Raw genomic sequence first — 26,387 nt, forward strand, 5'->3', positions numbered from 1 at the left:
TTTTATGTGACAAATAAATGGCTGATAGCACTGATACTCCTGAAACTCCAACGATCGGCATCGATATTGGTATGCGTCGATTAGAAATGGAAGCTGACTTAAATGATCCTGTAGTTTTAGTTGAGCGCGTCTATCAAATTTGGTGGCATTGGGCTGATTTTCAGTTATATATTGTGTCTCCGTTTCTTGATAGTGTTACACCTCCTGTGATTATAAAGCCAGAGCTCATTCCGGGGACAGATGAATATGAATTCGTATATCCTATTCATGATTCTGGATCAAAACTAGCTACTTCTAAAAGTTCAGAAATGTATCATGCGGGCATGTCGATGCATAGACTCTATATGACTATAGAAAAAATGATTTACATTTTAGTTGAACGTTTGAAAAAAGAAGGTATTACCACTGATACGGAAGTTCAAGTATCTTTTGGAGGACATCTGCTGCCACAACGAAAGGCCTTTGAATCCATTATTAACTTGTCCTACAATGTGGTAGTTACTAACTTTGATCCTGGTGAGTGGGGGGAACGCTATTTACAAATTGTGAAACAAAATGCAGACAAATACGGATATCCTCCTGAGTCACCACGAGATACATACAAACAACCCCATACAAACCCGTCTCCTAAGAGATAAGAGTTCTTATTTTTCGCTTGCTGAGCGGATGTTGTACTACAAAATACAGGTTGTGATTTTAATACAACTAAACCACTATTTTTTTGTGACGCATATTCATCCTAGGCGTGTTTTTCTCTCTGGGCTGAAAAGTATCTTGCTCTGCAAAACGCTAATCCTGGCGCAACAGACACTAATAAAAATTGTCCAAAATACAGATACTGTTTACTTTTATTCAAATTCGATAGAGACTTAATCTTGCGTGATAAAAACAGAGTGCTATACTCGCATTTGTACTTTATTTAATAACTTTCTCTAAATTAAGGAAGAAACCTACAGTGAATAAAAAAAGACCGGTTAATCTAGATTTGGTGAGTTTGAAATACCCCCCAATGGCAATCGCTTCCATATTGCATCGGATTTCAGGGGTAGTTTTATTTTTATTGTTGCCCATTATGTTATTTATTCTGGGGCAATCAGTACAATCAGAAGAAACATTTCTTCACGTGAAAAATTTATTATCTCAATCATGTTATAAAATGGTGGTTTGGGCATTTGGTACGGCCATGATTTATCATCTGCTTGCAGGGATACGGCATCTTTTGATGGATATAGGATTTGGTGAGCACCTGAATGCCGGCCGGAATTCGGCTATTTTAGTCATTGCTCTTACCGTTATTTTGACAATTTTTCTAGGAATCTGGATATGGTAACTAATGTCACTAGCTTGACAGGTAATGGGTTAAAAGATTGGTTAATTCAACGAGTAACGGCGGTTTATTTTGCTGTGTACACTATTTTTATAATCGGTTTTTTATTATCACATCCTGGATTGAGTTTTGCTCAATGGCATGCTCTGTTTTCTAATATCGTGGTTCAGATCGCATCCATAATTGCTTTATTTGCTCTTTCTTTACATGCTTGGATAGGTCTTTGGACTGTAACTACAGATTATATGAAATGTACTGTTCTGCGTGTATCAGTACAAATGATAGTTGTTTTATGGCTCCTTAGTCAATTTATCTGGGGCTTAATGATCCTTTGGGGGCGGTAGCATGACAATTGCACGTAATGAATTTGATGCAGTAATTATAGGTGCAGGTGGGGCTGGAATGCGCGCTTCACTGCAAATGGCTAAATCGGGTTTAAAAGTTGCACTCTTATCAAAAGTATTTCCAACCCGCTCACATACTGTTTCAGCGCAAGGTGGCATTACCTGTGCATTAGGAAACGCACATGATGACGATTGGCGTTGGCACATGTATGATACGGTAAAGGGAGCCGATTATATTGGTGATCAGGATTCGATTGAATATCTCTGTAAAACAGGTCCTGAAGCTGTCTATGAGCTGGAGCATATGGGTTTGCCTTTCTCTCGCATGGATAATGGTAGAATTTATCAACGCCAATTTGGGGGGCAATCTAAAAACTTTGGTGGTGAACAAGCAGCACGCACATGCGCTGCGGCAGATAGAACAGGGCATGCTTTACTGCATACTCTTTATCAACAAAATCTAAAAGCAAAAGCGTCCATATTTAGCGAGTGGTATGCTCTTGATTTAGTCAAAAATGCTCATGGGCGTATTTCTGGTGTAACCGCAATGTGTATTGAAACAGGAGAAGTCGTCTTTTTTCAAGCACGAGTATGTATTTTGGCTACTGGTGGGGCTGGTCGTATTTATCAATCCACTACGAATGCATTTATTAATACAGGCGATGGATACGGTATGGCATTAAGAGCCGGCATTCCTTTACAAGACATGGAGATGTGGCAATTTCATCCTACGGGAATCGCTGGGGCAGGTGTTTTGGTCACTGAAGGGTGTCGCGGTGAAGGTGGTTATTTAATTAACAAAGATGGTGAACGTTTTATGGAGCGTTACGCTCCTCGAGTTAAAGATTTGGCTTCCCGAGATGTTGTAGCACGTTCTATGGCTTTAGAGATTCGAGCTGGGAAAGGATTTGATCCTAAGGGCATTGATCATGTTAAATTAAAATTAGATCATTTAGGCGCGGATCTTATTAAGTCTCGCTTGCCCGGAATTCGTGAATTATCGATGAAGTTTGCGGGTATCGATCCGATTGTTGAGCCTATTCCTGTCGTACCTACTTGTCATTATAGTATGGGTGGTATCCCTACCAACATGTATGGACAAGTTATTACCAAAACCAAAGGTAAAGAACATGTAGTCGAAGGTTTGTACGCAGTAGGGGAGTGTGCTTGTGTGTCAGTACATGGAGCGAATCGTCTTGGTGGTAATTCCTTACTTGATTTGGTTGTATTTGGACGAGCAGCGGGCTTACATGTTGAAGAATTATGGCAATCAAATCACTTACCTGATGTGGCCTATATTAGTGATGATGATCTGGCCCCGTCTTTAGAACGATATAACCGGTGGAACAATTCAAAAGAGGGTGAAAGTCCTGCAGTAATACATGATGAGATGCAACGTGTGATGCAAGAGGATTTTGGTGTGTTCCGTACAGGCGATGTTATGGCTTCTGGATTAAAACGCCTTCAAGCTTTACGTGAGCGTTTAGCACATGCCAAATTAGCGGATAAAAGCAAAGTATTTAATACGGAACGAGTAAGTGCGTTGGAATTGGATAATTTAATGGCAACTGCATATGCTACGGCACACTCTGCTATGGTACGCACTGAGAGTCGGGGGGCACATAGTCGAGAAGATTATCCAAGTAGAGATGATAAAAACTGGATTAAACATACACTTTATTTTGAGGAAGGTGAGACGATTGATTTTCGACCAGTTAATGCATCACCTAAGCATGTCGAGCCTTTTATGCCCAAAGAACGTGTTTATTAAAGAGGATACATTACATGGCAGATAGTAGAAAATTGACCCTATCAATATATCGCTATAATCCAGAGGTGGATGCTAAGCCATATATGAAAGATTATGAGCTGGACATTCCAGCCAAAAGTGATCCTATGTTACTTACTTTGCTCGAGCGTTTGAAGGCAGAACAGGATCCTTCCATTACGTACAGACGCTCTTGTCGTGAAGGGGTATGTGGTTCTGATGGCATGAACATTAATGGAACTAATGGCTTAGCATGTATTACTCATATCTCTCAATTACAGACAGATAAAGTAGTGATTCGTCCTTTACCAGGGTTTCCAGTGATTAGAGACTTAGCTGTTGATATGTCCCAATTTTATCAACAATATGAACGAATAGAACCCTATTTACAAAATGACGAAGTTGCTCCCGCACGAGAACGATTACAGTCTCCAGAGGAACGAGCACAACTTGATGGGTTATATGAGTGTATTCTATGTGCATGCTGTACGAGTTCATGCCCTTCATTTTGGTGGAATCCGGAAAAATTTGTAGGACCTGCTGGATTGTTACAGGCAAAACGATTTTTAGCTGATAGTCGAGATAAAGCAACAACACATCGTTTGGATAAATTGCAGGATCCTTTCAGTGTATTTCGTTGTCGTACTGTTATGAACTGTACGAATGTTTGTCCTAAGGGACTCAATCCGTCAAAGGCGATTGGAGAGATTCGCATACAGATGTTAAAACAAGAAACTTAATATATTGTTTTATTTTTGGGTACCTGGTAAAGAATTATGAAACCTATGCTGGATTGAAATGGAAATGCAATTTCAAAATAACTCGAATCTCTAGCATAAGAGTTATTATTCTAGGTTTTTGACTCGGAACTAGGATAAGGACGAATCCCTGCTTGCAGGGATAGCCGTTTTATCCACGTGGATGAGTGGAATAGCCAATTTTAATGGTGGTAGTGATCAATACCCCTTTGGAGAGAGAAAAAATGAGCAGTTCCAATCTGCAAAATGAATGGGCATCTTCCTATTTATCTGGTGGAAGTATGGCTTATATTGATAGTCTTTATGAGGATTATCTCGCTGATCCTAACTCGGTTTCGGCTGATTGGCGAGCAGTATTTAGTGCTTTACCTAAAGTGGACAATGCCGAAAAAGAGCTTTCTCATAGAGATGTTCGCGAATATTTTTTGCAGAATGCAGATAAAAAAGCAATACCTGTTGTTCAATCAACTGACAATCAACAATTTCGGATTGCCCACTTAATTAATGCATATCGATCAATGGGGCATCATGCTGCCAAGTTAGATCCACTAGAAATGGCGGAACGTTTACCCGTTCCCGCATTGGAGCTGGATTATCATCATTTGTCCGATGTCGATAAAAATCGAAAGTTTTTTGCTGGAACTACATTTAATGGACCTGAAATGACGTTGGATGAAATATATCAAGCGTTGCGGGAAACATACTGTGGCAGCATAGGTATTGAATACATGCATATTTCTGATACAAAAGAAATAGAATGGTTGCAACAACGTATGGAGTCGGTGCGAGGACGTCCATCCTTAGATACGTCGAAAAAAATCGAAATCCTAAAAGATCTTATTGCCGCAGATGGATTGGAACGATATTTGGGGACTCGTTATGTTGGACAAAAGCGATTTTCGCTTGAAGGTGGGGATTCTTTAATTCCTATGATGAAGGAAATTATTCAATGTGCCGGAAGAGATAATGTAAAAGAAGTGATTATTGGTATGGCACATCGAGGGCGGTTAAATGTTCTCGTGAATGTATTGGGTAAAGAGCCTAATGCCCTTTTTCAAGAATTTGAAGGAAAAATTAAATCGGAACGAACAGGTGATGTAAAGTATCATTTAGGTTTTTCATCCGATATAAAAACAAACTCAGGTTCTGTAGTTCATTTAGCATTGGCATTTAATCCTTCTCATTTAGAAATTATTGGTCCTGTAGTAGAGGGATCCGTACGTGCTCGCCAGAGACGACGTAATGATCTAGACCAAAAAGAAAAAGTAGTACCAATCGTTATCCATGGAGATGCTGCATTTGCTGGACAAGGTGTCGTAATGGAAACGTTTAATTTTTCTCAATCTCGAGGATACTGCACTGGAGGTACAGTTCATATTGTTATTAATAATCAAATAGGTTTTACAACCAGTAATCCTTTAGATGCACGCTCAACTTTATACTGTACTGATGTTGCTAAAATGGTTCAGGCTCCCGTGATTCATGTAAACGGCGATGATCCAGAAGCCGTGGTTTTTGCTACACAGTTAGCATTTGATTTTAGGATGAAGTTCAAACGTGATGTCGTTATTGATCTCGTATGTTATAGAAGACATGGGCATAATGAAGCGGATGAACCAGCCGTAACGCAACCTGCAATGTATAAAAAAATTAAATCAATGCGGCCTGTTCGAGAAATCTATGCAGATCACCTCATTAAAGAAGATTTATTAACAAGTAAGGATGCTGAAAAATTAATAGATTCGTATCGTGATAGTTTAGATAAAGGTAAAGCGGTTGTTGATTTGGTACACGGCGATTATGAAGGCAAACATGCAATGGATTGGACGCCTTACATTGATGCAAAATGGACAGATAAAGCGGATACTACAATTTCTAAAACCAATTTACAGAAATTGGCGAAACAATTAAATGAACTTCCTAAAGGCTTTTCATTACATCCAGTGGTACAGCGTTTATTAAATGAACGTGATAAAATGACCGCCGGTGAGTTACCCATGAACTGGGGATATGCTGAAACTATGGCTTATGCAAGCCTCGTCGAGGAAGGTTATGGTGTTCGCCTCTCAGGCCAAGATTCTGGAAGGGGCACGTTTGCGCACCGTCATGCTATATTACATGATGTAGAAACTGGTGATACCTTTATTCCTTTGGAACACATAACTAATGAACTTAGTCGTCCTTTTTCTGTAATTGATTCAGTGCTGTCTGAAGAAGCAGTCTTGGCTTTTGAATATGGATATTCTTCTTCCGATCCTAACTTTTTAGTATTGTGGGAAGCTCAGTTTGGTGACTTTGCAAATGGTGCTCAGGTAGTTATCGACCAATTTATTAGTTCAGGCGAGCAAAAGTGGGGCCGTTTATGTGGTTTAGTCATGTTATTACCGCATGGATATGAAGGACAAGGTCCTGAGCATTCATCGGCTCGTTTAGAGCGATATATGCAACTTTGTGCGCAGCACAACATACAGGTATGTACGCCAACAACCCCTGCACAGATTTTTCATTTATTGCGAAGACAGGTCATTCGTAACTTCAGAAAACCTTTAATTGTGATGACGCCAAAGAGTTTATTACGTCATAAATTAGCAGTCTCTCCTCTAGAGGATTTATTTAAAGGAAAATTCCATACCATTATTCCTGAAATTGATGATTTAAATGCAAAAAAAGTGACTCGAATAGTGCTGTGCTGTGGGAAAGTCTATTATGATCTCTTACAAATGCGTCGTGATAAGAAGTTGAACCATATTGCATTGGTCCGTATAGAGCAGTTGTACCCATTCCCTAAGAAAGCACTTATCACGGAGCTTAAGAAATATCCTCAAGCAAAAGAAGTAATCTGGTGTCAAGAAGAACCGCAAAACCAGGGGATTTGGTATTCCTCTCAACATAATATAAAAGATTGCTTGCAGGCGGATCAAACATTGCATTATGCAGGTAGAGAGTCTGCTGCAGCGCCAGCTGTAGGAAGTCCCGCCTTGCATGCCGCGCAACAGCAGTCTTTAGTTGAGCAAGCTTTATTGGGGTAAATTTGTATTTATCGTAGCTGGGTTAGGGCATTACCTGCTCTGGCTACACATTTGTTAATGAATCTAGGGGCATCTTTATAATTTGCTGGATTGGGTCAAAGTTTCTAGCTTTTAAGGGAATGAAGTTTCGCATACATAAAATGTGCGAGCAGCATAGCATAGAAAAGTAAGAAATTTTGGGTAAGAAAGTCGAATTTTAAATAAACCCTAATAAAATAAGAAGGTATAACCATGTCGATTGAAGTCAAAGTCCCTGTTTTGCCTGAGTCAGTAGCTGATGCAACAGTAGCTGCTTGGCATAAAAAGGTAGGTGATAAAGTTTCACGTGATGAAAATTTGTTGGATCTAGAAACAGACAAAGTCGTTCTTGAAGTTCCAGCTCCCGTTGATGGGATATTAAGTGAAATCATGTTTCAAGAGGGAGACACAGTACATTCTGGACAATTGCTCGCAAAAATAAAGGAAGGCGATGCAGCTGAATCTAAAGAAGAAAAGAAGGCTGAATCCAAAGAGGAAATGAAAGCGGAGCAGGTTGACTCTGCAAAGGAAACGGTTAGCGCCAAAGAAGATAAATCAACAAGTCCAGTGGTAAGACGAATGCTGGCAGAACATGATCTTCAGCCAGGACAAATTCAAGGTAGTGGAAAAGATGGTCGGATTACGAAAGAAGACGTGCTTTCCTACATAGAATCAAACAGAGAAAAGTCCACCAAACCTACAGAAAGTAAAAAAGAACAAACAACCTCAGCACAGATGGGGATACGTGAAGAGCGCCGTGTGCCAATGACACGATTACGGGCAAAAATTGCAGAGCGTCTATTAGCAGCACAACATAATGCAGCCATGCTGACTACTTTTAATGAAGTCAATTTAAAAGCAGTGATGGACATGCGTGCTCAATATAAAGATAGTTTTGAGAAAAAGCATGGCGTAAAACTTGGTTTTATGTCTTTTTTCACTAAAGCCGTTGTTGAATCATTAAAGCGTTTTCCTGCTGTAAATGCGTCTATAGATGGGCAAGATGTGGTCTATCATGGGTTTTATGATATAGGTATTGCCGTATCTACAGATAGAGGACTGGTTGTGCCCGTAATTCGTGATGCGGATCAAATGAGCATGGCTAATATTGAACTCGCTATTAATGATGCTGCAACAAAAGCCAGACAAGGCAAATTAGCCATGGAAGATATGCAAGGTGGTACATTTACCATTACAAATGGGGGCGTGTTTGGCTCTTTATTGGCTACCCCAATCATTAACCCGCCACAAACAGGTATTTTGGGAATGCACAAGATAGAGGAAAGACCGGTGGTGGAAAAAGGACAAATCGTGATTCGTCCTATGATGTATGTGGCACTGTCTTACGATCATCGTTTAATAGATGGTAAAGATTCAGTCCAATTTCTGGTGAGTGTGAAAGAGCTATTGGAAGATCCCGCTCGTCTTTTACTTAATGTTTAAGTTTTCATTAACACTTATGTGTTGATGAATTTTGCTTTTTTTAGAAAGGTAATTGCAATGAATTTACATGAATACCAAGCCAAACAATTGTTTGCAAAATATAATTTACCAGTTCCAAATGGCCAAGTTGCTTATAATGTCGATGATGCATTACAAGTAGCGTCTCAACTAGCAACAAATCGCTGGGTTGTTAAAGCACAAGTTCATGCGGGTGGAAGAGGGAAAGCTGGCGGAGTCAAAGTGGTAGCCAATAAAGATGAATTAGCCGCTGCAGTGAAATCCTTATTAGGTACTCGTTTGGTTACTTACCAAACTGATGCCCAGGGTCAACCCGTTAATGCAGTGCTTATTGAAGAAACCTGTGATATTGGAAGAGAATTATATCTTGGCGCAGTTGTGGATCGCGCTACCCGTCGAGTAGTAATCATGGCATCTACAGAGGGAGGAGTTGAGATCGAGAAGGTTGCTGAAAAGACCCCTGAGAAAATTTTTAAAATAATTGTAGATCCTCTAGTGGGTGTTATGCCTTTTCAATGCCGTGAAGCAGGATTTAAATTAGGTTTGCACGATGATCAAATCAAGCAGTTTACCCATTTAATGATGGGATTAGGCAAAATGTTTGTTGAGTGCGATTTAAGCCTATTGGAAATAAACCCACTCGTAGTAAGCCAATCAGGGCAATTAATTTGTTTGGATGGAAAAATTAATATTGATGGTAACGCATTGTATCGTCAACCTCAATTGAAGAGCCTGCGTGATGCATCACAAGAAGATGAACGAGAAAATCGTGCGAGTGACTGGGAATTAAATTATATTCCACTTGATGGTTCTATTGGTTGTATGGTCAATGGTGCAGGTCTTGCCATGGCGACTATGGATGTAATCAAGCTTCATGGGGGCGATCCGGCAAACTTCCTGGACGTCGGGGGTGGTGCTACCAAGGAACGAGTAAGCGAAGCACTGAAAATTATTATATCTGATGAAAAAGTCAAAGGTATTTTGGTTAATATCTTTGGTGGTATCGTCCGCTGCGATCTCATCGCTGATGGTATTCTTGCTGCAGTGAAAGAAGTTGATGTGAAAATTCCTGTAGTTGTGCGACTTGAGGGTAATAATGCACAGCTTGGCGCTGATATTTTAAACAAAAGTGATTTAAATGTAATTGCTGCAACCAGTTTAACTGATGCTGCAAAGAAGATTGTTGCGGCTGTTGCTTAATTACTAATTTATAACCATTCATCACAATAGAAAATCTGTGGAAAAGTTAGATTTGAGCATAGATGGAATAAACAGTTCAATGTGGCAAATATAGCTTTTCAAAGAATTGCGATGAATCGTTATACTAATTTTCGAGGTTAACAATGAGTGTATTAGTTAATAAACAGACTAAAGTACTGTGTCAAGGTTTTACTGGAAAGCAAGGAACTTATCATTCAGAACAAGCAATTGCTTATGGTACGCAAATGGTTGGCGGTGTAACACCCGGTAAAGGTGGCCAGATGCATTTGGGATTGCCCGTATTTAATACGATGCGAGAAGCAGTGCAAGAGACAAAAGCGGAGGCTAGTGTGATTTATGTTCCGGCTCCATTTTGTAAAGATTCAATTTTAGAAGCTGCCGATGCTGGGATTCAATTAATCGTTTGTATCACAGAAGGTGTACCTGTATTAGATATGTTACAGGTAAAAGTATATCTGGAAAATAATACTCAGGCGCGCTTAATTGGCCCAAATTGTCCCGGCATTATTACTCCAGGAGAATGTAAAATTGGCATTATGCCAGGCTCAATCCATTTGCCCGGAAAAGTGGGAATTGTCTCTCGCTCTGGTACATTAACTTATGAAGCAGTAAAACAAACTACAGATAAAGGTTTCGGGCAAAGTACTTGTATTGGTATTGGAGGAGATCCAATTCCTGGCACTAATTTCATTGACGCTTTAGCTTTATTTGAGCAAGACCCTCAAACACAAGCCATTATCATGGTCGGTGAAATTGGCGGCTCAGCAGAAGAAGAAGCGGCTGACTACATTAAGTCACATGTAAGTAAGCCAGTAGTTTCTTACATTGCAGGAGTGACTGCTCCAGCGGGTAAACGGATGGGACATGCCGGGGCAATTATTTCAGGCGGTAAAGGAACAGCTGCTGAAAAATATGCTGCATTAGAGGCTGCTGGTGTGAGAACAGTGCGTTCTCCAGCTGATTTAGGGGATGCAGTAGCAGAAGTAACTGGCTGGAAATAATTAAGGAAATAGCCTGGACGGGTGCATGCTGTCTAGGCTATTTATTGAGAACCAAAAAGTCAGGTATATGTATACCTGGGTACGTTAAGTGGTATTTCATGACAAATTTTCGAAGCATTGCAGATATCCGACGCGAATATGGCGAGTTGAATTTAAGCGAAGAATCACTCCCTGATGATCCCATAATACAATTTACGCAATGGTTTGACGATGTGCTTAAGAATGAGAAAAATGATCCTACCGCGATGGTTTTATCTACAGTTGATAATCAAGGCTATCCCGATTCTAGAGTTGTATTGTTAAAAGGGTTGAATGATGGGAATTTCGTTTTTTATACAAATTATCAAAGTGTAAAAGCAGTGCAAATTAAAATGAACCCCCATGCTGCACTTAATTTTTATTGGCCGCAAATGGCCAGGCAGGTTAGGGTTCGCGGGCAAGTGAAACAAGTTGAAGAAACGCAATCAGATCTCTATTTTTTATCCAGGCCAATTAAAAGCCAATTCAGCGCGATCGTCTCACCCCAAAGCCATGAGATTAAAGATAGGCAATCATTAGAAAATGCTTTAAATGAATTGATAGAAAGGCATGGACAACAACCTATCGTACGCCCAGCTTATTGGGGAGGATATATGATTATTCCTGACCAAATTGAGTTTTGGCAAGGAAGGGATAATCGGTTACATGATAGAATTCAGTATTTTCGGCAAGATGAGCAATGGCGATACCATCGTTTAGCACCCTAATGGCAAAATTTGCCGGCAAAAAGTAAATTTACATCACATATGTATTTTTAATCCCCCTTGTTGTCCTTCTACTAATTTTATTGTTTTTTTAAGAGACAAAAAAAACTGGCACAAAAGTTGCATCTATTATTATAGAAATATAATAATAACTATTATTTCTTAGCTAAATAAAAAATTGTCAAAAATTAGTAAATGTTTTGAATTGGTAAATAAGCGTTAATTTAAAGTCGTAAAATTGTTTTAAATGTAGAAATTATTGACAGTATTAATAAGCATACTGAATACATAAATAGAGGGTACAACCATGAACGACATAACAGCCTTACTACCACATATTAAATTACGTTTTAACATTGAGCATCCAAGCTATGAAGACAGTTACGCATTTGGGTATGAATGCGCTCTTGCTAATGTAGCCGAAGAAGATAATCCCTTCAATAGAGGGAGTCAACAAGCGGAGCATTGGTTAGAAGGATGGTGGGATGCCATGCAAGGAGAGCAACCACTTTTTGCGTTAAATTCTGAAACGCCAGAAGTGCTTTCAGTAGCTAATGAAGTAGCTGCAAATGACCAGGTGTATTGTCATAAGCATAGCTTTTTATCACTGGTTATTGAAATTAGTGGAGCTATAGCTGCGTCTGCATTAGTTGGATACCAGTTATTTGAATTGGTCGCCTAATTTTAGAAGAATAGCTATAGAAACATAACTCGCCTATTTATGTAGTTTTGTAATTAGTCTCATTTCTCTTCTCCCGACAGGGAGAAGGAAATTGTCTTTTAAAAAAGAGAAGTAGGAAGATTAGGATTGTAGATACAAAGTTATTTTTTAAATAATTTTAATACAATTGAACGCATGCGAGTAATTTCAGAAGGATTGAATTCTTTGTATATTTCACTGCCTATATTGAGGCAGACAGTGACATCGTCACCGAGTCCTTTAAGTAAATCAACTCCAGATAACTTAAGTAGCTTAATTTCTTCAGCTATTTCTAAAGCCCACGAATTAAGATAACTTATTTCAGTAAATACCGGCAAAAAAACATGGCCGTTTTCTTGCAAAAATAGCACTTTAGGTTGTTCTTCATCAGTGCTTTGTTCAATTGGAATAATGAAATTAGCTTTAATAAACTCAAGATAAGCTTTATTCACTTCTTTCGAATTTCCTGCTGAAAGAAGGGCTTCTTTTATTGCAAGATTAAGAGCATTCATTTTAAGCCTTAAAAAAATTAAATAAGCACAATCATTATAACCATAATCTTTATGCAGAGTAACACTTAGTATATAACTGTGTCTTAGGAAATGGTTCTGACAAAAGAAATCAAGCCATGTGTTGAAATAAATGACAACAGCAGTATAATGTGATCCTTGCTTTGCAAATTTTTTGCTCATTTTTGTATAAATATTGGGGCTTATTGATATTTATACTACAGTCGATGTTCTAGCATTCGTAGAAAATGTAAATAGCCCTGATACGGGGCTTTGCTTTTTGATAAACCAATGCGGTTAGTAACCCTTCGATGAAACAAAGCGAATTAGAATTTTTATTAAAATAGAGAATTTATGAACAAAATGCATGAATCTAAAGTAGAAATTTATAACCGTAAGAGTTATCTAGGATTTGCTTGGCTAGTTTGGGGATTGGCTGCTGCTTTTTATTTCTCAGATTATATGGCTCGTGTCGCTCCTGGGGTGATGCACCGATACTTGCAAATTGATTTTGGAATCAATGAAGCAGGTTTCGGAATATTAACCGCTTCATTTTATATACCCTATATTTTGATGCAAATTCCTGTAGGTCTTACTGTCGATCGTTTAAGTATCCGCTGGTTACTTACGGTGATGTCGTTGGTTACTGCTTTTGGCTGCTGTGTTTTTGGGTTAGCAGGAAGTCTGTTTATGGGCTCAATCGGTAGAATGCTCATTGGCTTTAGTGCTGCGTTTGCTTTTGTATGTTCGTTACGATTAGCGACCTCTTGGTTTCCTCCTACAATGTTAGGTTTACTTGCAGGTTTAACCCAAGCATTAGGTATGTTAGGTGCTGCAGCAGGAGAGGCCCCTGTATCCTTTTTAGTGAGTAATGTAGGATGGCGGCATAGTATGTTGATTATTGCATTCCTATTTATTGCTCTAGCAGCATTGCTCTATCAATTTGTACAAGATAAACCCGGGGAACATAGAAGTGAGCTGCGTTCCATAAATCAATTAAGCATCTTGCAGAGTTTAAAAATCGTATTATCTTGCAGACAAACTTGGTATAACGCGCTTTATGCCGGATTCTTATTTGGTCCAACGGCAGTGATTGGAGAAGCCATAGGCCCTGCTTATTTGCAATTTGGCAGAGGACTCGGTGCGCATGCAGCGGCTTTCGCTACAGGACTAATTTTTATTGGCTGGGGGATTAGCGGTCCTTTATCAGGGTGGCTCTCAGATAGAATGGGTCGTCGCAAGCCACTTATGATTCTTTCCGCAATTTTTGGTATCATTTTCACAAGTTTATTTGTATATAGCACAAATTTGAGTCAAAACTCAGCTTATTTACTGTTTTTTGCTTTTGGTCTCACGAATACAGGGGTTGCTATTGCTTATGCGGTTTCAACTGAGATCCACGACAGGAATGTTATTGGCACTTCAATTGCATTCACTAATATGATATCAATTTTTGTTGGCGCTTTATTGCAACCTTTAGTCGGGCGCTTAGTCGATATGGTGTCAGGAGCTCGTGCTTATAATGTTGAAACGCTGCTCTTGTCAGATTTTCAGGCGGGTCTAAAAATATTGCCACTTTGTTCTTTGATTGCACTAATATTGGCTTTTATGGTTAAGGAAACTAATTGCAAATCAATAAAGCATAGTTAATCCAGTTTATTGATTGCCGCAAAATTTACTAGGACTGTTTTTTTATAAGCGTATCGCACTCCTATGTTATTTGCTGTTATACTGCGTACTGCAGTTTGTTGTAGTGAATTAATAACATGGAGAACAGAATGAAAAAAATTGCAGGATTAGTGATTATCCTGGCCGTTCTAATTCTAGGCGGATATTATGGCATGGGTGTTCTTACTGAAAAGTCAATCAGAAAGACTATTGAAGTAATTGATCAATCAAACGGCTTGTATGCTGAAATTGAAAATTACCACAGAGGAATGTTTAATTCCGAAGCTAAAATTAAATGGCGTTTACATGTTCCTGAGCGTGTTGTAACAGATGCTAATGGCCAATCTCAAACGCTTCCTGCCCAAGATTACAGGACTGAAATGCCATTAACAATTCATCATGGTCCGGTTATTTTTGCTAATAATCATATACGCTTTGGATTAGGATATGCAGAAGCGCTATTCCCATTCCCACCCCAATATAACGATCAGTTTAATGCACAATTCACACAAGACTCAATAAAACCACAATTGGATTTAAGTATCTTTGTTAATTACATTAATGAAAGTACGGTTGACTTTAAAGTTCCTACATTTAAATTAGTTGCAAAAGATGGCTCTGGTAACTTTGAATGGTTAGGGATGGACTCCAGTACTACCATGACTTCGGGAGTGACAAAGGTTAAAGGTAATGTTGTTTTAGCTGGATTAAATGCAATTAAAGATGATACGAAAATCACTTTAAGCAAGGTGAGTAGTGATTATGATTTGCACGAAACCTCTGCCGGATTGTATTTGGGTGATGCAAACTTTAGTTTACCAATTTTTGATGTTTTTGTTAAAGATCAAAAGATGTTTGAGATCAATGGGCTCGTCATTAAATCTGATAGCGATATTGAGCAACACCTCTTCAATACACATTTTAATGTCAGCTTAAAATCCATGTTAGCCAATGGCCAAAATTATGGTCCTGGAGATTTAGAAGTCGCGTTAAGAAATCTTGATGCTGATGTATTAGCTAAGATCAATGAACAAACACGGGCTATGCAAAATGGTGATGAAGTGCAACGCCAACAAGCAATGCTCGCTTTGTTGCCTGAATTACCAAAGTTATTTAGTAAGGGAGCAGAGTTTGAAATCTCTCAACTCAGCTTCAAAATTCCTCAAGGAAAGATTGAAGGAAACCTTTATGTTACATTACCTAAAGGAGAGAATTCTAATCCTTTCGAATTAATGCAAAAAATTGAGGGTAAAGCTAAATTACAAGTTCCTGCTGAAGCAGTAAAAGAAATCTTGAAACAATCAATTATGCAGCAGTTAGCTAAAGAGCCTGATTTACAACAAACCTTAGTACAGCAATTGCAGGCCAGTCAAAATGCGAATCAAACTACAGGTAAAACGAATCAGCCAGCACCAACTGCAGAACAATTAGCTGATATGCAAACTCAAAAGCAATTAAATGCATTACAGCAATCTGGTTTAATTATTGTTCAAGGTACAGATTACGTCATCGAAGTCTCTCTAGAGCAAGGTAAATTTATAATTAATGGCAAACCTTATGACCCTTCAATGATGAAGTTCTAGAGGAATATTAAAATGTTTTGTTAGGTGTAGCTTGCAAAAGCAAATCTACACCTAATTGGAACTGTTTAAATTTGTAATTAATATTGATTATTGATTTTTAATGCGGATTTTTTCATTGGCTCTTGTTTCAAGAGGCTTGATTCGGTAATATACTTTTTTTAAAAAGAGGAGCTAATAATAATGACAACAATCAGTAATGAAGTAGTGGATAACACCGCTTCTCTGGCTGAAAGCGTAACTCTTTCAGTGCAAAAATACTTTTCAGAACTTAAAGGAACTGATCCTGTTGACTTATACCAGTTTGTACTCGAAGAAATTGAGACCCCGTTATTTCGTGCTGTTATGGAGCATTGCAAGTATAATCAATCCCGAGCTGCAATAATGCTAGGTATTAGTCGAGGAACCTTAAGAACTAAATTGCGCCGTTATTTTGATGACAAGTATGTAGGTACTCGTGATTAGTTTATATTTAAGTTTCATAAGGAGCTCTTAAGCTCCTTTTTTTATCCATTGTATTGTTGTATTGATCGCCCTCACATAACGTATGTAGCATTCAGAGAATCGTCGCCACTTGTGCTCTATTGTCCGATCCGTTAAGCAAAATTGCTGCATCTTAGAGGAGTATCACTTTCTGCAACAACAGGAGTCGGCGTTTTGTAAACATTTAGAGTTGATCTCGAAACTCAATCTCTCTTAGGTTGTTTTAACAAAGTAACAAATTGTGTGAATGCTTACTATCGCATAAGCATAATCGTTTATACTATAAAAATGATAATATTTGATTTATTTTTAGCTATGTATTAATGACAGGCTTGAGAAATCCGTAGCCTGGTTCAAGGCTACAGACGCTACTTTATTCAGCAAACATGGAACTGACGGATTCTTCTATATTGACTCGTTTAATGGCTTGTGCAAGCATCTCAGATAAACTGACAACACGAATTTTTTCACATTTTCGCGCCTCAGCAGATAGAGGGATGGTATCAGTTACTACTATTTCATCAAGACAAGAGTTTTTAATATTATTTATTGCTTGTCCAGATAATACAGGATGAGTAATGTATGCCCTTACACTGTGAGCTCCATTTTTTTTGAGTTCATGAGCCGCAGAGCAAAGAGTACCAGCAGTATCAACAATATCATCAACAATAATACAGCTTTTATTAGTAGGATCACCAATAATATGCATTACTTCAGATTTATTTGGACCACTACGGCGTTTATCAATAATACATAGCTCCGCATGATCAAGTCGTTTAGCCACAGCTCGAGCTCTAACAACGCCACCTACATCGGGAGAAATGATCATTATATTTTTTAAATTTTGTTTTGTAATGTCATCAAGAAGTATCGGGGTAGCATAGACGTTATCAACGGGCATATAGAAGAAGCCTTGGATCTGATCAGCATGCAAATCAACTGTAAGAACTCGGCAAATACCTACGGATGCCATCATGTCAGCAACGACTTTTGCCGTAATAGGAACACGCGCAGAGCGGACACGCCTATCTTGACGCGCGTAACCAAAGTATGGAACCACTGCTGTAATTCGCGCTGCAGATGATCTTCTTAATGCATCCGCCATTGTTAATAGTTCCATTAAATTATTATTTGATGGGGCGCAGGTGGATTGAATTATAAAAACATCCCTACCACGGACATTCTCTAAAATTTCAATCATTGTTTCTCCATCACTAAAAGTACCAACAGTTGCTTGGCCAATAGGTATTTTTAAATGAGAAGAAATTTGTTGTGCTAACTCCGGATTTGCATTTCCGGAAAAAATCATCATTGTGGACATGTGTATAAAGCCTTCGATCTAGGTTAATCATTTAACTTAAACACATAGCAGAAGACAGCCAAAAAGATATTATTATTATTTGAGCATTACAAGAACGCATCCTTCCAGGTTATCTTCTGCTGTCTGTTTACTTGAATCAACAAGAAAGTGGCAGGGGTGCTAGGATTCGAACCTAGGTATGCAGGGATCAAAACCCTGTGCCTTACCGCTTGGCGACACCCCTAAAATTTGTAGATTCTAAAAATACTCCGTGCATTAACTACGTTCATCCCTACAAATGTGTTGCGTATTTTGCAGTGGTTTTTGAAACATGTCAACTTTGAATGCAATAATTTTTTGTATTTTTTAACTAATCTAGGAATTGACATCAGACAAAGAATAACATATAGGATGAGCCTTTGATAGGGCTCATCTACTAGCAAATAACTGAAAAAGTTTATACAGTCCAATTTTGAATAACCACTTTAACCATCACTCCATTTCCTTGTAGGTGAATCATACTTGGAAGATCAGTGCCTTTGACAGAAGTGTACTTAGCAAAATTAATGGTATATCCACTTTGTTTTAATTGGGTTAGATGGTTATATTGATCTCGATGTTCTGCTGCAATAGAACCGGGTGCCGGTAATCCCCTGACCCAATAATAAAGATTGTTTACAGGGAGTTTAATTCCAGTTTGCTCGGCAAGTAATTCGTCAGCATTGTGTGAGGTAATTTTTTTGGGGCCATCTTGGAAAGTGATTGTATTCCCTTTTTTGTCGATTAGTACCGTTCCGCCTCCTAAAGGACCCATTAAACGAATTTGATACGTATTGGGGCCATTTTGAACCCAGTTCATTGTAGCTGACCACCCTTTAGATTTACTTTTAGCAGCCATCGCACCCCGAATTTCCCATGAGGAAATAGTTTCGGTTTTTTCTTTACGTTGCTCTACTGGCATGACCTTATTTTCAGGTAATTCCGCTGCTGGCCGAGGAGGAGCACAGGCGGTTAATAGACAAATAGGAATTATTGTTAATTTTTTTAAATTATTCATTGATCACCTCAAGTCCTTTTTTGTAGTTTTTCGATTAACAATACGCTAGACTGTTGCTATATGCAATTAGTCTTAACCATAATGAAATTAAAAGCAATTTATCCTGGTACATTTGATCCTGTTACGAATGGACATGTTGATATTATCAGCCGAGCGGCTAAAATTTTCCCTGAAATTGTGGTGGGTGTAGCAAGCAATAGGTCAAAACGTCCTTTTTTACCTATGGAGACGAGAATCAATCTATTAAAAGAGTCTCTTGAACACTTGCCTGGAGTTTGTGTTCTAGGTTTTGAGAACTTATTAATTGATTTTGTATTAGAACAAAATGCTGGAATTATTCTGCGGGGGTTACGAGCGGTATCCGATTTTGAATATGAATTTCAATTGGCTGGAATGAATAGAAAATTATCAAAAAAAATAGAAACTATCTTTTTAACGCCATCAGAAAATTTAATGTTTATTTCATCTACTTTAGTGCGTGAAATTGCGTTTTTAGATGGAGATATTTCTCAGTTTGTTCCCGCATGCGTCGTTAGAGAATTAAAAAAGAGACAAAATGAAAATCACGCTACGTAAAGTTCATAAGAGCATTTGTCTTGTACTCAGTGCTAATTTACTTTACGCCTCTACAAATAGTTTTGCGGGGCAATATAACGCACAACCTCCTGGTTATGCGGTTGCAAGTGCTAATCCATTAGCTACCAATGCAGGGCTTGAAGTTCTAGCTCAGGGAGGGAACGCTTTTGACGCAGCTGTAGCTGTATCCGCGGTGTTGGCTGTAGTTGAACCTTATCATTCTGGGCTGGGAGGTGGAGGATTTTGGTTGTTGCATCAAGAGAAAGAACATAAGAATATTTTTATTGATGCTCGTGAAACAGCACCTATGGCTGCTAAAAAGGACATGTATCTGGCACCCGATGGCAGTGTGATCCCGGGTTTATCACTTAATGGGGGATTGGCCGCAGCAATTCCTGGTGAACCTGCTGCTTTAGCATATATTGCAAAAAACTATGGACGATTATCTTTGGAAAAAACTCTTGCCCCTGCTATTAGATTGGCAGAAGAGGGTTTTGCAGTGGATAAGCAGCTTTATACGTTCTTAAAGAATGAAGATAGATTGAATCAAATTAAGAAATATCCAGCTACCGCAGCAATTTTTCTAAAAGAGGGACAACCTTATTTAATCGGTGAGCGCTTAGTACAAAAAGATTTGGCGAAAACATTAAGGTTAATAGCTAAAAACGGAGAGCTGGGCTTTTATACGGGTGAAGTGGCGGAACAATTAGTTAAAGGTGTTAATGCGGCAGGTGGTATTTGGACATTAGCTGATTTAGCCCAATATCGGATTAAGGTCAGAGAACCCTTAATAGGGGCTTACCATAATATGCTTATTATTACCGCGCCACCACCTTCGGCAGGCGGCATTGCTTTATTAACGATGTTGAATATATTGTCGCACTATTCTCTTGATTCATTTTCTAAAGTGCAATGGATACATTATCTGGTTGAATCTATGCGACTGGCTTATTGGCAAAGGGAAGAGTTTCTAGGAGATCCTGATTTTGTGAATATTCCTGTTCAGAAGTTAATTTCTGCAGAGAATGGTAAACAATTGAGCGCCTTAATTTCTCCAACTAAAGCTACTGCGAGCTCAGTGTTACAAAAACAACCAAAAAAAGCCACAACTAAATCACTCGGCTCTACAAGTACAACACATATCGCGATTATTGATGCAGAAGGAAATCGTGTTGCTGCAACGATGACAATAAATTACATTTTTGGCTCGAGCGTTGTTGCTGAAGGTACTGGCATCTTGTTGAATGATGAAATGGATGATTTTTCAAGTAAAGTAGGCGAAGAAAATGTTTTTGGTATCGTTGGGGCTGATAAAAATTCTATTGAGCCTGGCAAAAGACCTGTTTCAAGTATGGCGCCTACTTTCCTTGAGTTACCGGGACGAGTTGCGATTTTAGGCACTCCAGGAGGTAGCCGCATCCCTACTATGATATTAATTGCATCCTTGGTGTTTAAAGACGCATATGGAGCTATCAGTATGGTCTCTGCTATGCGCTTCCACCATCAGTATTTACCTGATATTCTGCAGTTTGAACCGGATACATTTCCCCCTGCAATTCAAGAAGGTTTGAAAGCAATGGGATATCACTTAATGCCATTAGGACAATATTATGGTGATATGCAAGCGATTACGTGGGATAAGCAAAGCAATGTATTAACTGCCGCATCTGATCCACGTAATATCGGCTTGGCCGCATCAATTGTGAACCAACAAAGAGGGTATGGGGTAAGGTATTAAGGATATTTCTGTAATTCTTCTCCCTCCAACAGCAAAGGGATGTGACATCGAACCAGATCATCTGGATTTGCAGGGTAACTATGCCTTTTCACTTAATGCCAGTGCATACTATGGTGTATTACTTTCACCAATTAACTCTTTGATTGTAATAAAAGTTTGTTTAATCAATTCCTCTTTATTTCCTAAAGTAAATTGAGATGCATCTATTGGTTTGCCTATATGAATTTCTGCCTTTTGCTTTAAATGGATATTAAAACTCCGGGCGGGTAGAATATTATTTGCTCCACGGATTCCTATAGGAATAATTGTGGCTTTAGATTGAATTGCTGTAATAAAACCTCCCTTTTTAAAATGGCCAAGTTGTCCATCTTTAGAACGAGTGCCTTCAGGAGCAATCCACATGACAATCCCACTTTCCATGAGTTGCTGGGCAAAAGCTAAATCCTTAATAGCCTGGTATTTATTTTTTCTGTCTATAAAAGGAAACTCTGCTGCTGCCATTGCTTTGCCCATTAAAGGAATTTTTGCGAGCTCCTTTTTTGAAAGCATGCGAATGGAGTGGTTTGGAAAGGCCTTAAAAGCAAGTGGGATATCATAGGCGCTCGAATGATTACACATTATAATGGTCGCTTTTCCTGCTTGTGGCTGAATATTTAAGGGATTGATAACTTTATATTCAACTTGTACTTCATTTAATAATTGATCAACCCAATGGTGTAGTGCCTTATCAGTCCACGAGCGGTTTAATGTACTAAGAAAATACTTAAAGATACAGCGAATACTAGTTACTGCCGTATAAAACATTAAAGCACAAATAACCCAGGCAGTTCTAAATTGATTTATTTTCATTATCGTTGGGATAAAGTAAGTTAGCGCTAATATAACGCAAGTTGAATGGATTGCCCAGAACGTTTTTTAGTATTATAAAAAACCTATTTGACAACGGTGAATGGAGTCTAGTTTTTCTTGTTAGAGGCCCCAGTTTTGGCATTTAGGACAAAAAGTAGAGTTACGCCCTCCAAGAATAACTGACTCGATTGGATGCTGGCATTGCATACACGGTTGATTTTTTCGGCCATATACTTTAAGTAAAATGCTAAAATAACCGGGTTTGCCGTCGAAAGCATAAAAATCTTTTAAAGTAGTACCTCCGCACGCTATAGCTTGCTGTAGTACTTCTTTAATGTGCGTGGCTAAGTTGAGATGAGCTTCTTCAGAAAGTATTTTCGTGGGGGTGCCTGGATGAATTTTAGCTAAAAAAAGACTCTCTGTGGCATAGATATTTCCTACACCTACGACAACCTCATTATCCATGATGAATGATTTAATTGGTTTATTTTTATTTTTTCCTTTTTGAAATAAATAATGGCCGTTAAATTCATCTGAAAGAGGCTCTTTGCCTAAATGAGCGAGAAGTGGGTGTTCGTATGGATCTTTATCGATGTAAAGAAATAGCCCAAATCGTCTGGGATCATAAAAGCGTAATAAAAGATTATTCGTTAGAGCTACGGTAATATGATCGTGCTTTTTAGGGGGGGTACCGCCTTCCGCCATTCTTAAGTGCCCCGACATTCCTAGATGAATGAGCAGATACCCTTGAGATAGGTGGATTAATATATATTTCGCTCTACGAGTAATTGCAATAATTTCTTTACCAACACACAGTTCATTTAAGTGACTAGGTACAGGTATCCTAAGCCTCGGATTATGAACGCTAATATTGCTAATTATTTGTCCTTGTAGATGGGGTTTAATTCCTTCTTTTGTAGTTTCAACCTCGGGCAGTTCTGGCATTATTTTTTGTCATTGTGTTCAATAATCCTTCCTTCACTTTTTTTGACTACATCTGTGGTCGTTTTGGTGTTTGAAAAGAGAATTTGTCTTATTGTCGCTATGACCCACAGGGTACCGCCGATGATAATGCCCCAAATTAAAACATACGAGAACATGAATAATAGGCCTAAGAACAATGCAATTGCCATCCCGGCTATAACGAACGGGACTAGGGTCTCAAAAATTTTTGCAAACGGAAATTTCTCATTCATATCATTATTCCTAATCTTGATTATTATAATTATCGGCTACTTAATTAAATGTTGCAATGTAAAGCGCAAAATTGTGTTATTCTTAGTATCATATATAATATAAGGACGTATGATCATTTATTGATGATTCAACTAAGGGAAGAGTTTTTTTAATTTGCATGTTAGTGGGGTAATTATGGTTTTTGGTTATTTAAACCTGTCTTTTTGGGGATATGTCATTGCGACATTGATTTTGACGCAAATTACTATCGCAGCAGTAACGTTGTATCTTCACCGAAATCAAACACATCGAGCGTTGACTTTACATCCTATTGTCAGCCATTTCTTTCGTTGTTGGTTATGGTTAACTACTGGAATGGTTACAGCAGATTGGGTAGCTATTCATCGCAAACATCATGCATCAGCAGACGTAGAAGGGGATCCCCATAGTCCTGTGGTTTTTGGTATTAAAAAAGTATTTTGGGAGGGTGCAGAGCTTTATAGAGCAGCGCGTAAGGATAGAGAGATGGTTGCTAAATACTCTCACGGCACGCCTACTGACTGGCTAGAGCGCAAGGTTTATTCATGTCATTCTGCCAAAGGAATTTGGCTCATGTTCTTAATGGACTTGTTTTTATTTGGTGCGCCAGGAATTACTATTTGGGCAATCCAAATGTTGTGGATACCTGTTTTTGCTGCTGGAGTCATTAACGGTATTGGGCATCATTGGGGATATAGAAACTTTGAATGCTTTGATGCGGCAAGAAATATTTTTCCTTGGGGTTTTTGGATCGGTGGAGAAGAGTTGCATAACAATCACCACACTTTTGCTTCATCAGCAAAATTTTCAGTAAAATGGTGGGAGTTTGATATAGGTTGGATGTATATTCGCATTCTTTCCTTTTTAGGTTTGGCTAAGGTTAAAAAATTGCCACCTAAGCTTGCCATGGACGCAGGTAAGTTACAGATCGATTTAGATACAGTGAAAGCAGTTGTTTCTAACCGATTCCAGGTGATGTCAAATTATTATAAAGGCGTGATTAGACCAATACTTCAACAAGAAAAAAGTACTGGTGTTGAAAGTAAAGCAGATAAAAAGCTCTTTTCTCGTGCCGGAAGTCTTTTGAGGCGTGAAAATTGCTTGTTGACTACGAAAGCAAAAATTCGTTTATCAAATTTGCTTGAAGCTCGTGAACAGTTGCGTGTTGTTTATGCCTACAAGCAGTCATTACAAAACATTTGGCTAAAAACAGCATCTACTCAAAAAGAGTTAGTTGACGCCTTGCAGCAATGGTGTCGGCAGGCAGAAGAGTCTGGTCTTGAAGTTTTAAAGCAATTTGCGCAACAAATAAAGGGATATGTTCCTGTTTACAAGTAATTAATTTGCCATTTTTCTTACCCATCATTTCAATCGTTTAAAAGTGATGGGTTTTTAGTTTAAATTTTCTATAACACTATTTATTATCGCAATAACAGGGAGTTGTTTATGATGAAAGGCGTAGCAATAGTAACTGGAGGAACTGGAGGAATCGGTACCGCTATTTGCCAGCGATTGGCTTCCGACTTCCAGGTTGTAGCATGTTATTTTAAGAATGGGAAACATGAAGAAGCGAAACAATGGCAAGAAGAACAAAAAAAGCTAGGTTTTGATCTTGATATCGTTTATGGAGACATAGCTCAATTTGCAGACTGTGAAAAATTAATCTCTCTTGTTATGGAACGCTATCAGCGTATTGATGTTTTGGTGAATAATGCAGGCATCACTCATGATTGTAGTTTGCGAAAAATGACTCCTGAACACTGGCATAGCGTTATTGAGGCTAATTTAACGAGTGTATTTAATATGACTCGTAATATTATTCCCATAATGATTGATCGAGGTTATGGTCGTATCGTAAGTATTTCTTCTATCAATGGACGAAAAGGACAATTTGGTCAATGTAATTATGCCTCTACTAAATCTGCTTTATATGGTTTCAGCAAAAGCTTGGCGTTAGAAGTAGCAAGTAAGGGCATTACTGTGAATACGATTTCTCCAGGTTACATCGAAACGCCTATGCTTTCGTCTTTAAAAGAAGATGTTCTAAATTCAATAATATCGAGTATCCCCGTTGGACGTTTGGGTCAGCCTAAAGAAATTGCTGATGCCGTCGCTTTTCTAGTATCCCCTGAAAGTGGTTTTATCACCGGAGCTAATTTGGATATTAATGGTGGTCAGTATATGTAAATGATAATGTCCTGGTTTAAAAGCCAGGATATCAGTTATTTTTAGCCCGTCCTTTTTTAAAGAATAGAGAATTGTATGCACAAAAATAATATGGCGTTGATTACTGGTGGTACCGGTGATATTGGTACTGCGATAGCCCAAGAATTAGATCCATTATATACCCATGTTTTTGCCCTTGATTTGATTTCGGAAAAGCAAGGCCAAGCATGGGAAAATGAATTAAAGGAACAAGGGTATAAGAATATTCATTTTCGCCATATGGATGTGACGGATTATGAGCAATGTGGCAATGTTATTTCTTCGCTTATTAAAGACTACGGCAATATTGATGTATTGATTAATAATGCCGGAATTACTCGAGATGCTGTATTTACTAAAATGACTAAAGAGCAATGGGATGAAGTGCTTACTGTTAATTTGGATGGAATGTTTCATGTGACTCGCCATGTAGTTGAAAACATGAGACAAAACGAATACGGTCGAATCGTTAATGTTTCTTCTGTGAATGCGCAAAAAGGCCAATTTTCCCAAGCGAATTATGCAGCATCAAAAGCAGGTGTTTATGGATTTACGAAAAGCTTAGCACAAGAGTTAATGGGTAAAAATATTACTGTGAATAGTCTTTCTCCAGGGTATGTTGATACGCGACTGATGAAGGGGATTAGACCTGATATCCTCGAAGCAATTATTGACCAAATTCCTGCAAAGCGCTTAGCCGAAACTCAGGAAATCGCTTGGGCAGTTGAATTTTTAATTAGCGAAAGAAGTCGATATATAACTGGGGCTAATTTGAGTATCAATGGTGGCCTTCATATGTATTAGAATTTCAGTATTTTCTTTATGAATAAATGCAAC

General features: G+C 38.5%; 25 protein-coding genes and 1 tRNA gene. 19 read left to right on the forward strand and 7 right to left on the reverse strand.

Annotated elements, in window-relative coordinates; genetic code table 11:
* Positions 1 to 17 precede the first annotated feature (17 nt).
* From EL220_RS01735 to EL220_RS01785, 11 genes are all read left to right on the forward strand, one after another.
* The gene (locus EL220_RS01735) at positions 18 to 638 is read left to right on the forward strand and encodes a hypothetical protein (protein WP_027270927.1); all 621 of its coding nucleotides are present in this window, start codon (positions 18 to 20) and stop codon (positions 636 to 638) included.
* 317 nt (positions 639 to 955) lie between these two features.
* Positions 956 to 1,330 carry a succinate dehydrogenase, cytochrome b556 subunit gene (gene sdhC, locus EL220_RS01740; RefSeq protein ID WP_027270928.1) on the forward strand — a complete coding sequence of 125 codons (375 nt, stop codon included), beginning with the start codon at positions 956 to 958 and terminating at the stop codon, positions 1,328 to 1,330.
* Positions 1,324 to 1,671, forward strand: a complete 348-nt coding sequence (gene sdhD, locus EL220_RS01745) for a succinate dehydrogenase, hydrophobic membrane anchor protein (RefSeq protein ID WP_027270929.1) — start codon at positions 1,324 to 1,326, stop codon at positions 1,669 to 1,671. The genes sdhC and sdhD overlap by 7 nt, the downstream gene beginning before the upstream one ends.
* Before the next feature lies 1 nt (position 1,672).
* Positions 1,673 to 3,442, forward strand: coding sequence for a succinate dehydrogenase flavoprotein subunit (gene sdhA / locus EL220_RS01750; RefSeq protein WP_027270930.1), 1,770 nt, complete (start codon positions 1,673 to 1,675; stop codon positions 3,440 to 3,442).
* 14 nt (positions 3,443 to 3,456) lie between these two features.
* Positions 3,457 to 4,179 carry a succinate dehydrogenase iron-sulfur subunit gene (locus EL220_RS01755; protein ID WP_027270931.1) on the forward strand — a complete coding sequence of 241 codons (723 nt, stop codon included), beginning with the start codon at positions 3,457 to 3,459 and terminating at the stop codon, positions 4,177 to 4,179.
* A gap of 242 nt (positions 4,180 to 4,421) precedes the next feature.
* Entirely contained in the window at positions 4,422 to 7,226 is a 2,805-nt protein-coding gene (locus tag EL220_RS01760) for a 2-oxoglutarate dehydrogenase E1 component (protein ID WP_027270932.1), read from the forward strand.
* 231 nt (positions 7,227 to 7,457) lie between these two features.
* Positions 7,458 to 8,687, forward strand: coding sequence for a 2-oxoglutarate dehydrogenase complex dihydrolipoyllysine-residue succinyltransferase (gene odhB, locus EL220_RS01765; RefSeq protein ID WP_027270933.1), 1,230 nt, complete (start codon positions 7,458 to 7,460; stop codon positions 8,685 to 8,687).
* Between the two features lie 57 nt (positions 8,688 to 8,744).
* A complete protein-coding gene (sucC, locus tag EL220_RS01770; RefSeq protein WP_027270934.1) occupies positions 8,745 to 9,905 on the forward strand; it encodes an ADP-forming succinate--CoA ligase subunit beta in 1,161 nt (386 codons plus the stop codon).
* Between the two features lie 143 nt (positions 9,906 to 10,048).
* Positions 10,049 to 10,927, forward strand: coding sequence for a succinate--CoA ligase subunit alpha (gene sucD / locus EL220_RS01775; RefSeq protein WP_027270935.1), 879 nt, complete (start codon positions 10,049 to 10,051; stop codon positions 10,925 to 10,927).
* Between the two features lie 98 nt (positions 10,928 to 11,025).
* On the forward strand, positions 11,026 to 11,673 hold the full coding sequence (pdxH, locus tag EL220_RS01780) for a pyridoxamine 5'-phosphate oxidase (RefSeq protein ID WP_027270936.1): 648 nt from the start codon (positions 11,026 to 11,028) through the stop codon (positions 11,671 to 11,673).
* 304 nt (positions 11,674 to 11,977) lie between these two features.
* A complete protein-coding gene (locus tag EL220_RS01785) occupies positions 11,978 to 12,352 on the forward strand; it encodes a hypothetical protein (RefSeq protein WP_027270937.1) in 375 nt (124 codons plus the stop codon).
* A gap of 140 nt (positions 12,353 to 12,492) precedes the next feature.
* Here EL220_RS01785 and EL220_RS01790 read toward each other — a convergent pair whose 3' ends face one another.
* The gene (locus EL220_RS01790; protein ID WP_027270938.1) at positions 12,493 to 12,882 is read right to left on the reverse strand and encodes an SseB family protein; all 390 of its coding nucleotides are present in this window, start codon (positions 12,880 to 12,882) and stop codon (positions 12,493 to 12,495) included.
* A 351-nt stretch (positions 12,883 to 13,233) separates the two neighbouring features.
* Here EL220_RS01790 and EL220_RS01795 point away from each other — a divergent pair, with 351 nt between their 5' ends.
* From EL220_RS01795 to EL220_RS01805, 3 genes are all read left to right on the forward strand, one after another.
* A complete protein-coding gene (locus tag EL220_RS01795; protein ID WP_035906001.1) occupies positions 13,234 to 14,529 on the forward strand; it encodes an MFS transporter in 1,296 nt (431 codons plus the stop codon).
* A 128-nt stretch (positions 14,530 to 14,657) separates the two neighbouring features.
* Positions 14,658 to 16,130 carry a YdgA family protein gene (locus EL220_RS01800; protein ID WP_027270940.1) on the forward strand — a complete coding sequence of 491 codons (1,473 nt, stop codon included), beginning with the start codon at positions 14,658 to 14,660 and terminating at the stop codon, positions 16,128 to 16,130.
* Positions 16,131 to 16,310: 180 nt separating this feature from the next.
* On the forward strand, positions 16,311 to 16,592 hold the full coding sequence (locus tag EL220_RS01805; RefSeq protein ID WP_003633193.1) for a helix-turn-helix domain-containing protein: 282 nt from the start codon (positions 16,311 to 16,313) through the stop codon (positions 16,590 to 16,592).
* Positions 16,593 to 16,983: 391 nt separating this feature from the next.
* On the opposite strand, the gene EL220_RS01810 is transcribed toward EL220_RS01805, so the two are convergent.
* The 3 genes from EL220_RS01810 to lolB form a co-directional block, all read right to left on the reverse strand.
* Positions 16,984 to 17,931, reverse strand: a complete 948-nt coding sequence (locus EL220_RS01810) for a ribose-phosphate pyrophosphokinase (protein WP_027270941.1) — start codon at positions 17,929 to 17,931, stop codon at positions 16,984 to 16,986.
* A gap of 148 nt (positions 17,932 to 18,079) precedes the next feature.
* Positions 18,080 to 18,154 (reverse strand) — tRNA-Gln (locus tag EL220_RS01820).
* A 213-nt stretch (positions 18,155 to 18,367) separates the two neighbouring features.
* Positions 18,368 to 18,967 (reverse strand): lipoprotein insertase outer membrane protein LolB, encoded by a 600-nt coding sequence (gene lolB, locus EL220_RS01825; protein ID WP_027270942.1) that lies wholly within the window; start codon positions 18,965 to 18,967, stop codon positions 18,368 to 18,370.
* Between the two features lie 60 nt (positions 18,968 to 19,027).
* Between lolB and coaD the strand changes: the two genes are divergently transcribed.
* Positions 19,028 to 19,543: a pantetheine-phosphate adenylyltransferase gene (gene coaD, locus EL220_RS01830; protein WP_027270943.1), complete on the forward strand. Its 516-nt coding sequence runs from the start codon at positions 19,028 to 19,030 to the stop codon at positions 19,541 to 19,543.
* Positions 19,524 to 21,281, forward strand: coding sequence for a gamma-glutamyltransferase (gene ggt, locus EL220_RS01835; RefSeq protein ID WP_027270944.1), 1,758 nt, complete (start codon positions 19,524 to 19,526; stop codon positions 21,279 to 21,281). Before coaD ends, ggt begins: the two co-directional genes overlap by 20 nt.
* 108 nt (positions 21,282 to 21,389) lie before the next feature.
* Here the strand turns inward: ggt and EL220_RS01840 are convergent, their stop codons facing one another.
* The 3 genes from EL220_RS01840 to EL220_RS01850 all read right to left on the reverse strand — a co-directional run bounded on the left by EL220_RS01840 (position 21,390) and on the right by EL220_RS01850 (position 23,326).
* Positions 21,390 to 22,130, reverse strand: a complete 741-nt coding sequence (locus EL220_RS01840) for a lysophospholipid acyltransferase family protein (RefSeq protein WP_027270945.1) — start codon at positions 22,128 to 22,130, stop codon at positions 21,390 to 21,392.
* A 120-nt stretch (positions 22,131 to 22,250) separates the two neighbouring features.
* The gene (gene mutM, locus EL220_RS01845; RefSeq protein ID WP_027270946.1) at positions 22,251 to 23,075 is read right to left on the reverse strand and encodes a bifunctional DNA-formamidopyrimidine glycosylase/DNA-(apurinic or apyrimidinic site) lyase; all 825 of its coding nucleotides are present in this window, start codon (positions 23,073 to 23,075) and stop codon (positions 22,251 to 22,253) included.
* The gene (locus tag EL220_RS01850) at positions 23,075 to 23,326 is read right to left on the reverse strand and encodes a hypothetical protein (RefSeq protein ID WP_027270947.1); all 252 of its coding nucleotides are present in this window, start codon (positions 23,324 to 23,326) and stop codon (positions 23,075 to 23,077) included. Before EL220_RS01850 ends, mutM begins: the two co-directional genes overlap by 1 nt.
* Before the next feature lie 175 nt (positions 23,327 to 23,501).
* Between EL220_RS01850 and EL220_RS01855 the strand changes: the two genes are divergently transcribed.
* The 3 genes from EL220_RS01855 to phbB (EL220_RS01865) all read left to right on the forward strand — a co-directional run bounded on the left by EL220_RS01855 (position 23,502) and on the right by phbB (EL220_RS01865) (position 26,354).
* Positions 23,502 to 24,683: a DesA family fatty acid desaturase gene (locus EL220_RS01855; RefSeq protein ID WP_027270948.1), complete on the forward strand. Its 1,182-nt coding sequence runs from the start codon at positions 23,502 to 23,504 to the stop codon at positions 24,681 to 24,683.
* Between the two features lie 108 nt (positions 24,684 to 24,791).
* The gene (gene phbB, locus EL220_RS01860) at positions 24,792 to 25,532 is read left to right on the forward strand and encodes an acetoacetyl-CoA reductase (RefSeq protein ID WP_027270949.1); all 741 of its coding nucleotides are present in this window, start codon (positions 24,792 to 24,794) and stop codon (positions 25,530 to 25,532) included.
* 75 nt (positions 25,533 to 25,607) lie between these two features.
* Positions 25,608 to 26,354 (forward strand): acetoacetyl-CoA reductase, encoded by a 747-nt coding sequence (gene phbB / locus EL220_RS01865; protein WP_027270950.1) that lies wholly within the window; start codon positions 25,608 to 25,610, stop codon positions 26,352 to 26,354.
* Positions 26,355 to 26,387 lie beyond the last annotated feature (33 nt).

The organism is Legionella sainthelensi, from assembly GCF_900637685.1.
Lineage (GTDB): Bacteria > Pseudomonadota > Gammaproteobacteria > Legionellales > Legionellaceae > Legionella > Legionella sainthelensi.

Coding starts and splice junctions, on each gene's coding strand:
- EL220_RS01810 (WP_027270941.1), bottom strand. CDS start 17,931: ATGTCCACAATGATGATTTTTTCCGGAAATGCAAATCCGGAGTTAGCA.
- sucD (WP_027270935.1), top strand. CDS start 10,049: ATGAGTGTATTAGTTAATAAACAGACTAAAGTACTGTGTCAAGGTTTT.
- sucC (WP_027270934.1), top strand. CDS start 8,745: ATGAATTTACATGAATACCAAGCCAAACAATTGTTTGCAAAATATAAT.
- EL220_RS01760 (WP_027270932.1), top strand. CDS start 4,422: ATGAGCAGTTCCAATCTGCAAAATGAATGGGCATCTTCCTATTTATCT.
- odhB (WP_027270933.1), top strand. CDS start 7,458: ATGTCGATTGAAGTCAAAGTCCCTGTTTTGCCTGAGTCAGTAGCTGAT.
- mutM (WP_027270946.1), bottom strand. CDS start 23,075: ATGCCAGAACTGCCCGAGGTTGAAACTACAAAAGAAGGAATTAAACCC.
- EL220_RS01755 (WP_027270931.1), top strand. CDS start 3,457: ATGGCAGATAGTAGAAAATTGACCCTATCAATATATCGCTATAATCCA.
- EL220_RS01805 (WP_003633193.1), top strand. CDS start 16,311: ATGACAACAATCAGTAATGAAGTAGTGGATAACACCGCTTCTCTGGCT.
- pdxH (WP_027270936.1), top strand. CDS start 11,026: ATGACAAATTTTCGAAGCATTGCAGATATCCGACGCGAATATGGCGAG.
- sdhD (WP_027270929.1), top strand. CDS start 1,324: ATGGTAACTAATGTCACTAGCTTGACAGGTAATGGGTTAAAAGATTGG.
- ggt (WP_027270944.1), top strand. CDS start 19,524: ATGAAAATCACGCTACGTAAAGTTCATAAGAGCATTTGTCTTGTACTC.
- EL220_RS01840 (WP_027270945.1), bottom strand. CDS start 22,130: ATGAAAATAAATCAATTTAGAACTGCCTGGGTTATTTGTGCTTTAATG.
- sdhA (WP_027270930.1), top strand. CDS start 1,673: ATGACAATTGCACGTAATGAATTTGATGCAGTAATTATAGGTGCAGGT.
- EL220_RS01790 (WP_027270938.1), bottom strand. CDS start 12,882: ATGAATGCTCTTAATCTTGCAATAAAAGAAGCCCTTCTTTCAGCAGGA.
- EL220_RS01785 (WP_027270937.1), top strand. CDS start 11,978: ATGAACGACATAACAGCCTTACTACCACATATTAAATTACGTTTTAAC.
- phbB (WP_027270950.1), top strand. CDS start 25,608: ATGCACAAAAATAATATGGCGTTGATTACTGGTGGTACCGGTGATATT.
- phbB (WP_027270949.1), top strand. CDS start 24,792: ATGATGAAAGGCGTAGCAATAGTAACTGGAGGAACTGGAGGAATCGGT.
- EL220_RS01800 (WP_027270940.1), top strand. CDS start 14,658: ATGAAAAAAATTGCAGGATTAGTGATTATCCTGGCCGTTCTAATTCTA.
- EL220_RS01855 (WP_027270948.1), top strand. CDS start 23,502: ATGGTTTTTGGTTATTTAAACCTGTCTTTTTGGGGATATGTCATTGCG.
- EL220_RS01850 (WP_027270947.1), bottom strand. CDS start 23,326: ATGAATGAGAAATTTCCGTTTGCAAAAATTTTTGAGACCCTAGTCCCG.
- coaD (WP_027270943.1), top strand. CDS start 19,028: ATGCAATTAGTCTTAACCATAATGAAATTAAAAGCAATTTATCCTGGT.
- EL220_RS01735 (WP_027270927.1), top strand. CDS start 18: ATGGCTGATAGCACTGATACTCCTGAAACTCCAACGATCGGCATCGAT.
- lolB (WP_027270942.1), bottom strand. CDS start 18,967: ATGAATAATTTAAAAAAATTAACAATAATTCCTATTTGTCTATTAACC.
- EL220_RS01795 (WP_035906001.1), top strand. CDS start 13,234: ATGAACAAAATGCATGAATCTAAAGTAGAAATTTATAACCGTAAGAGT.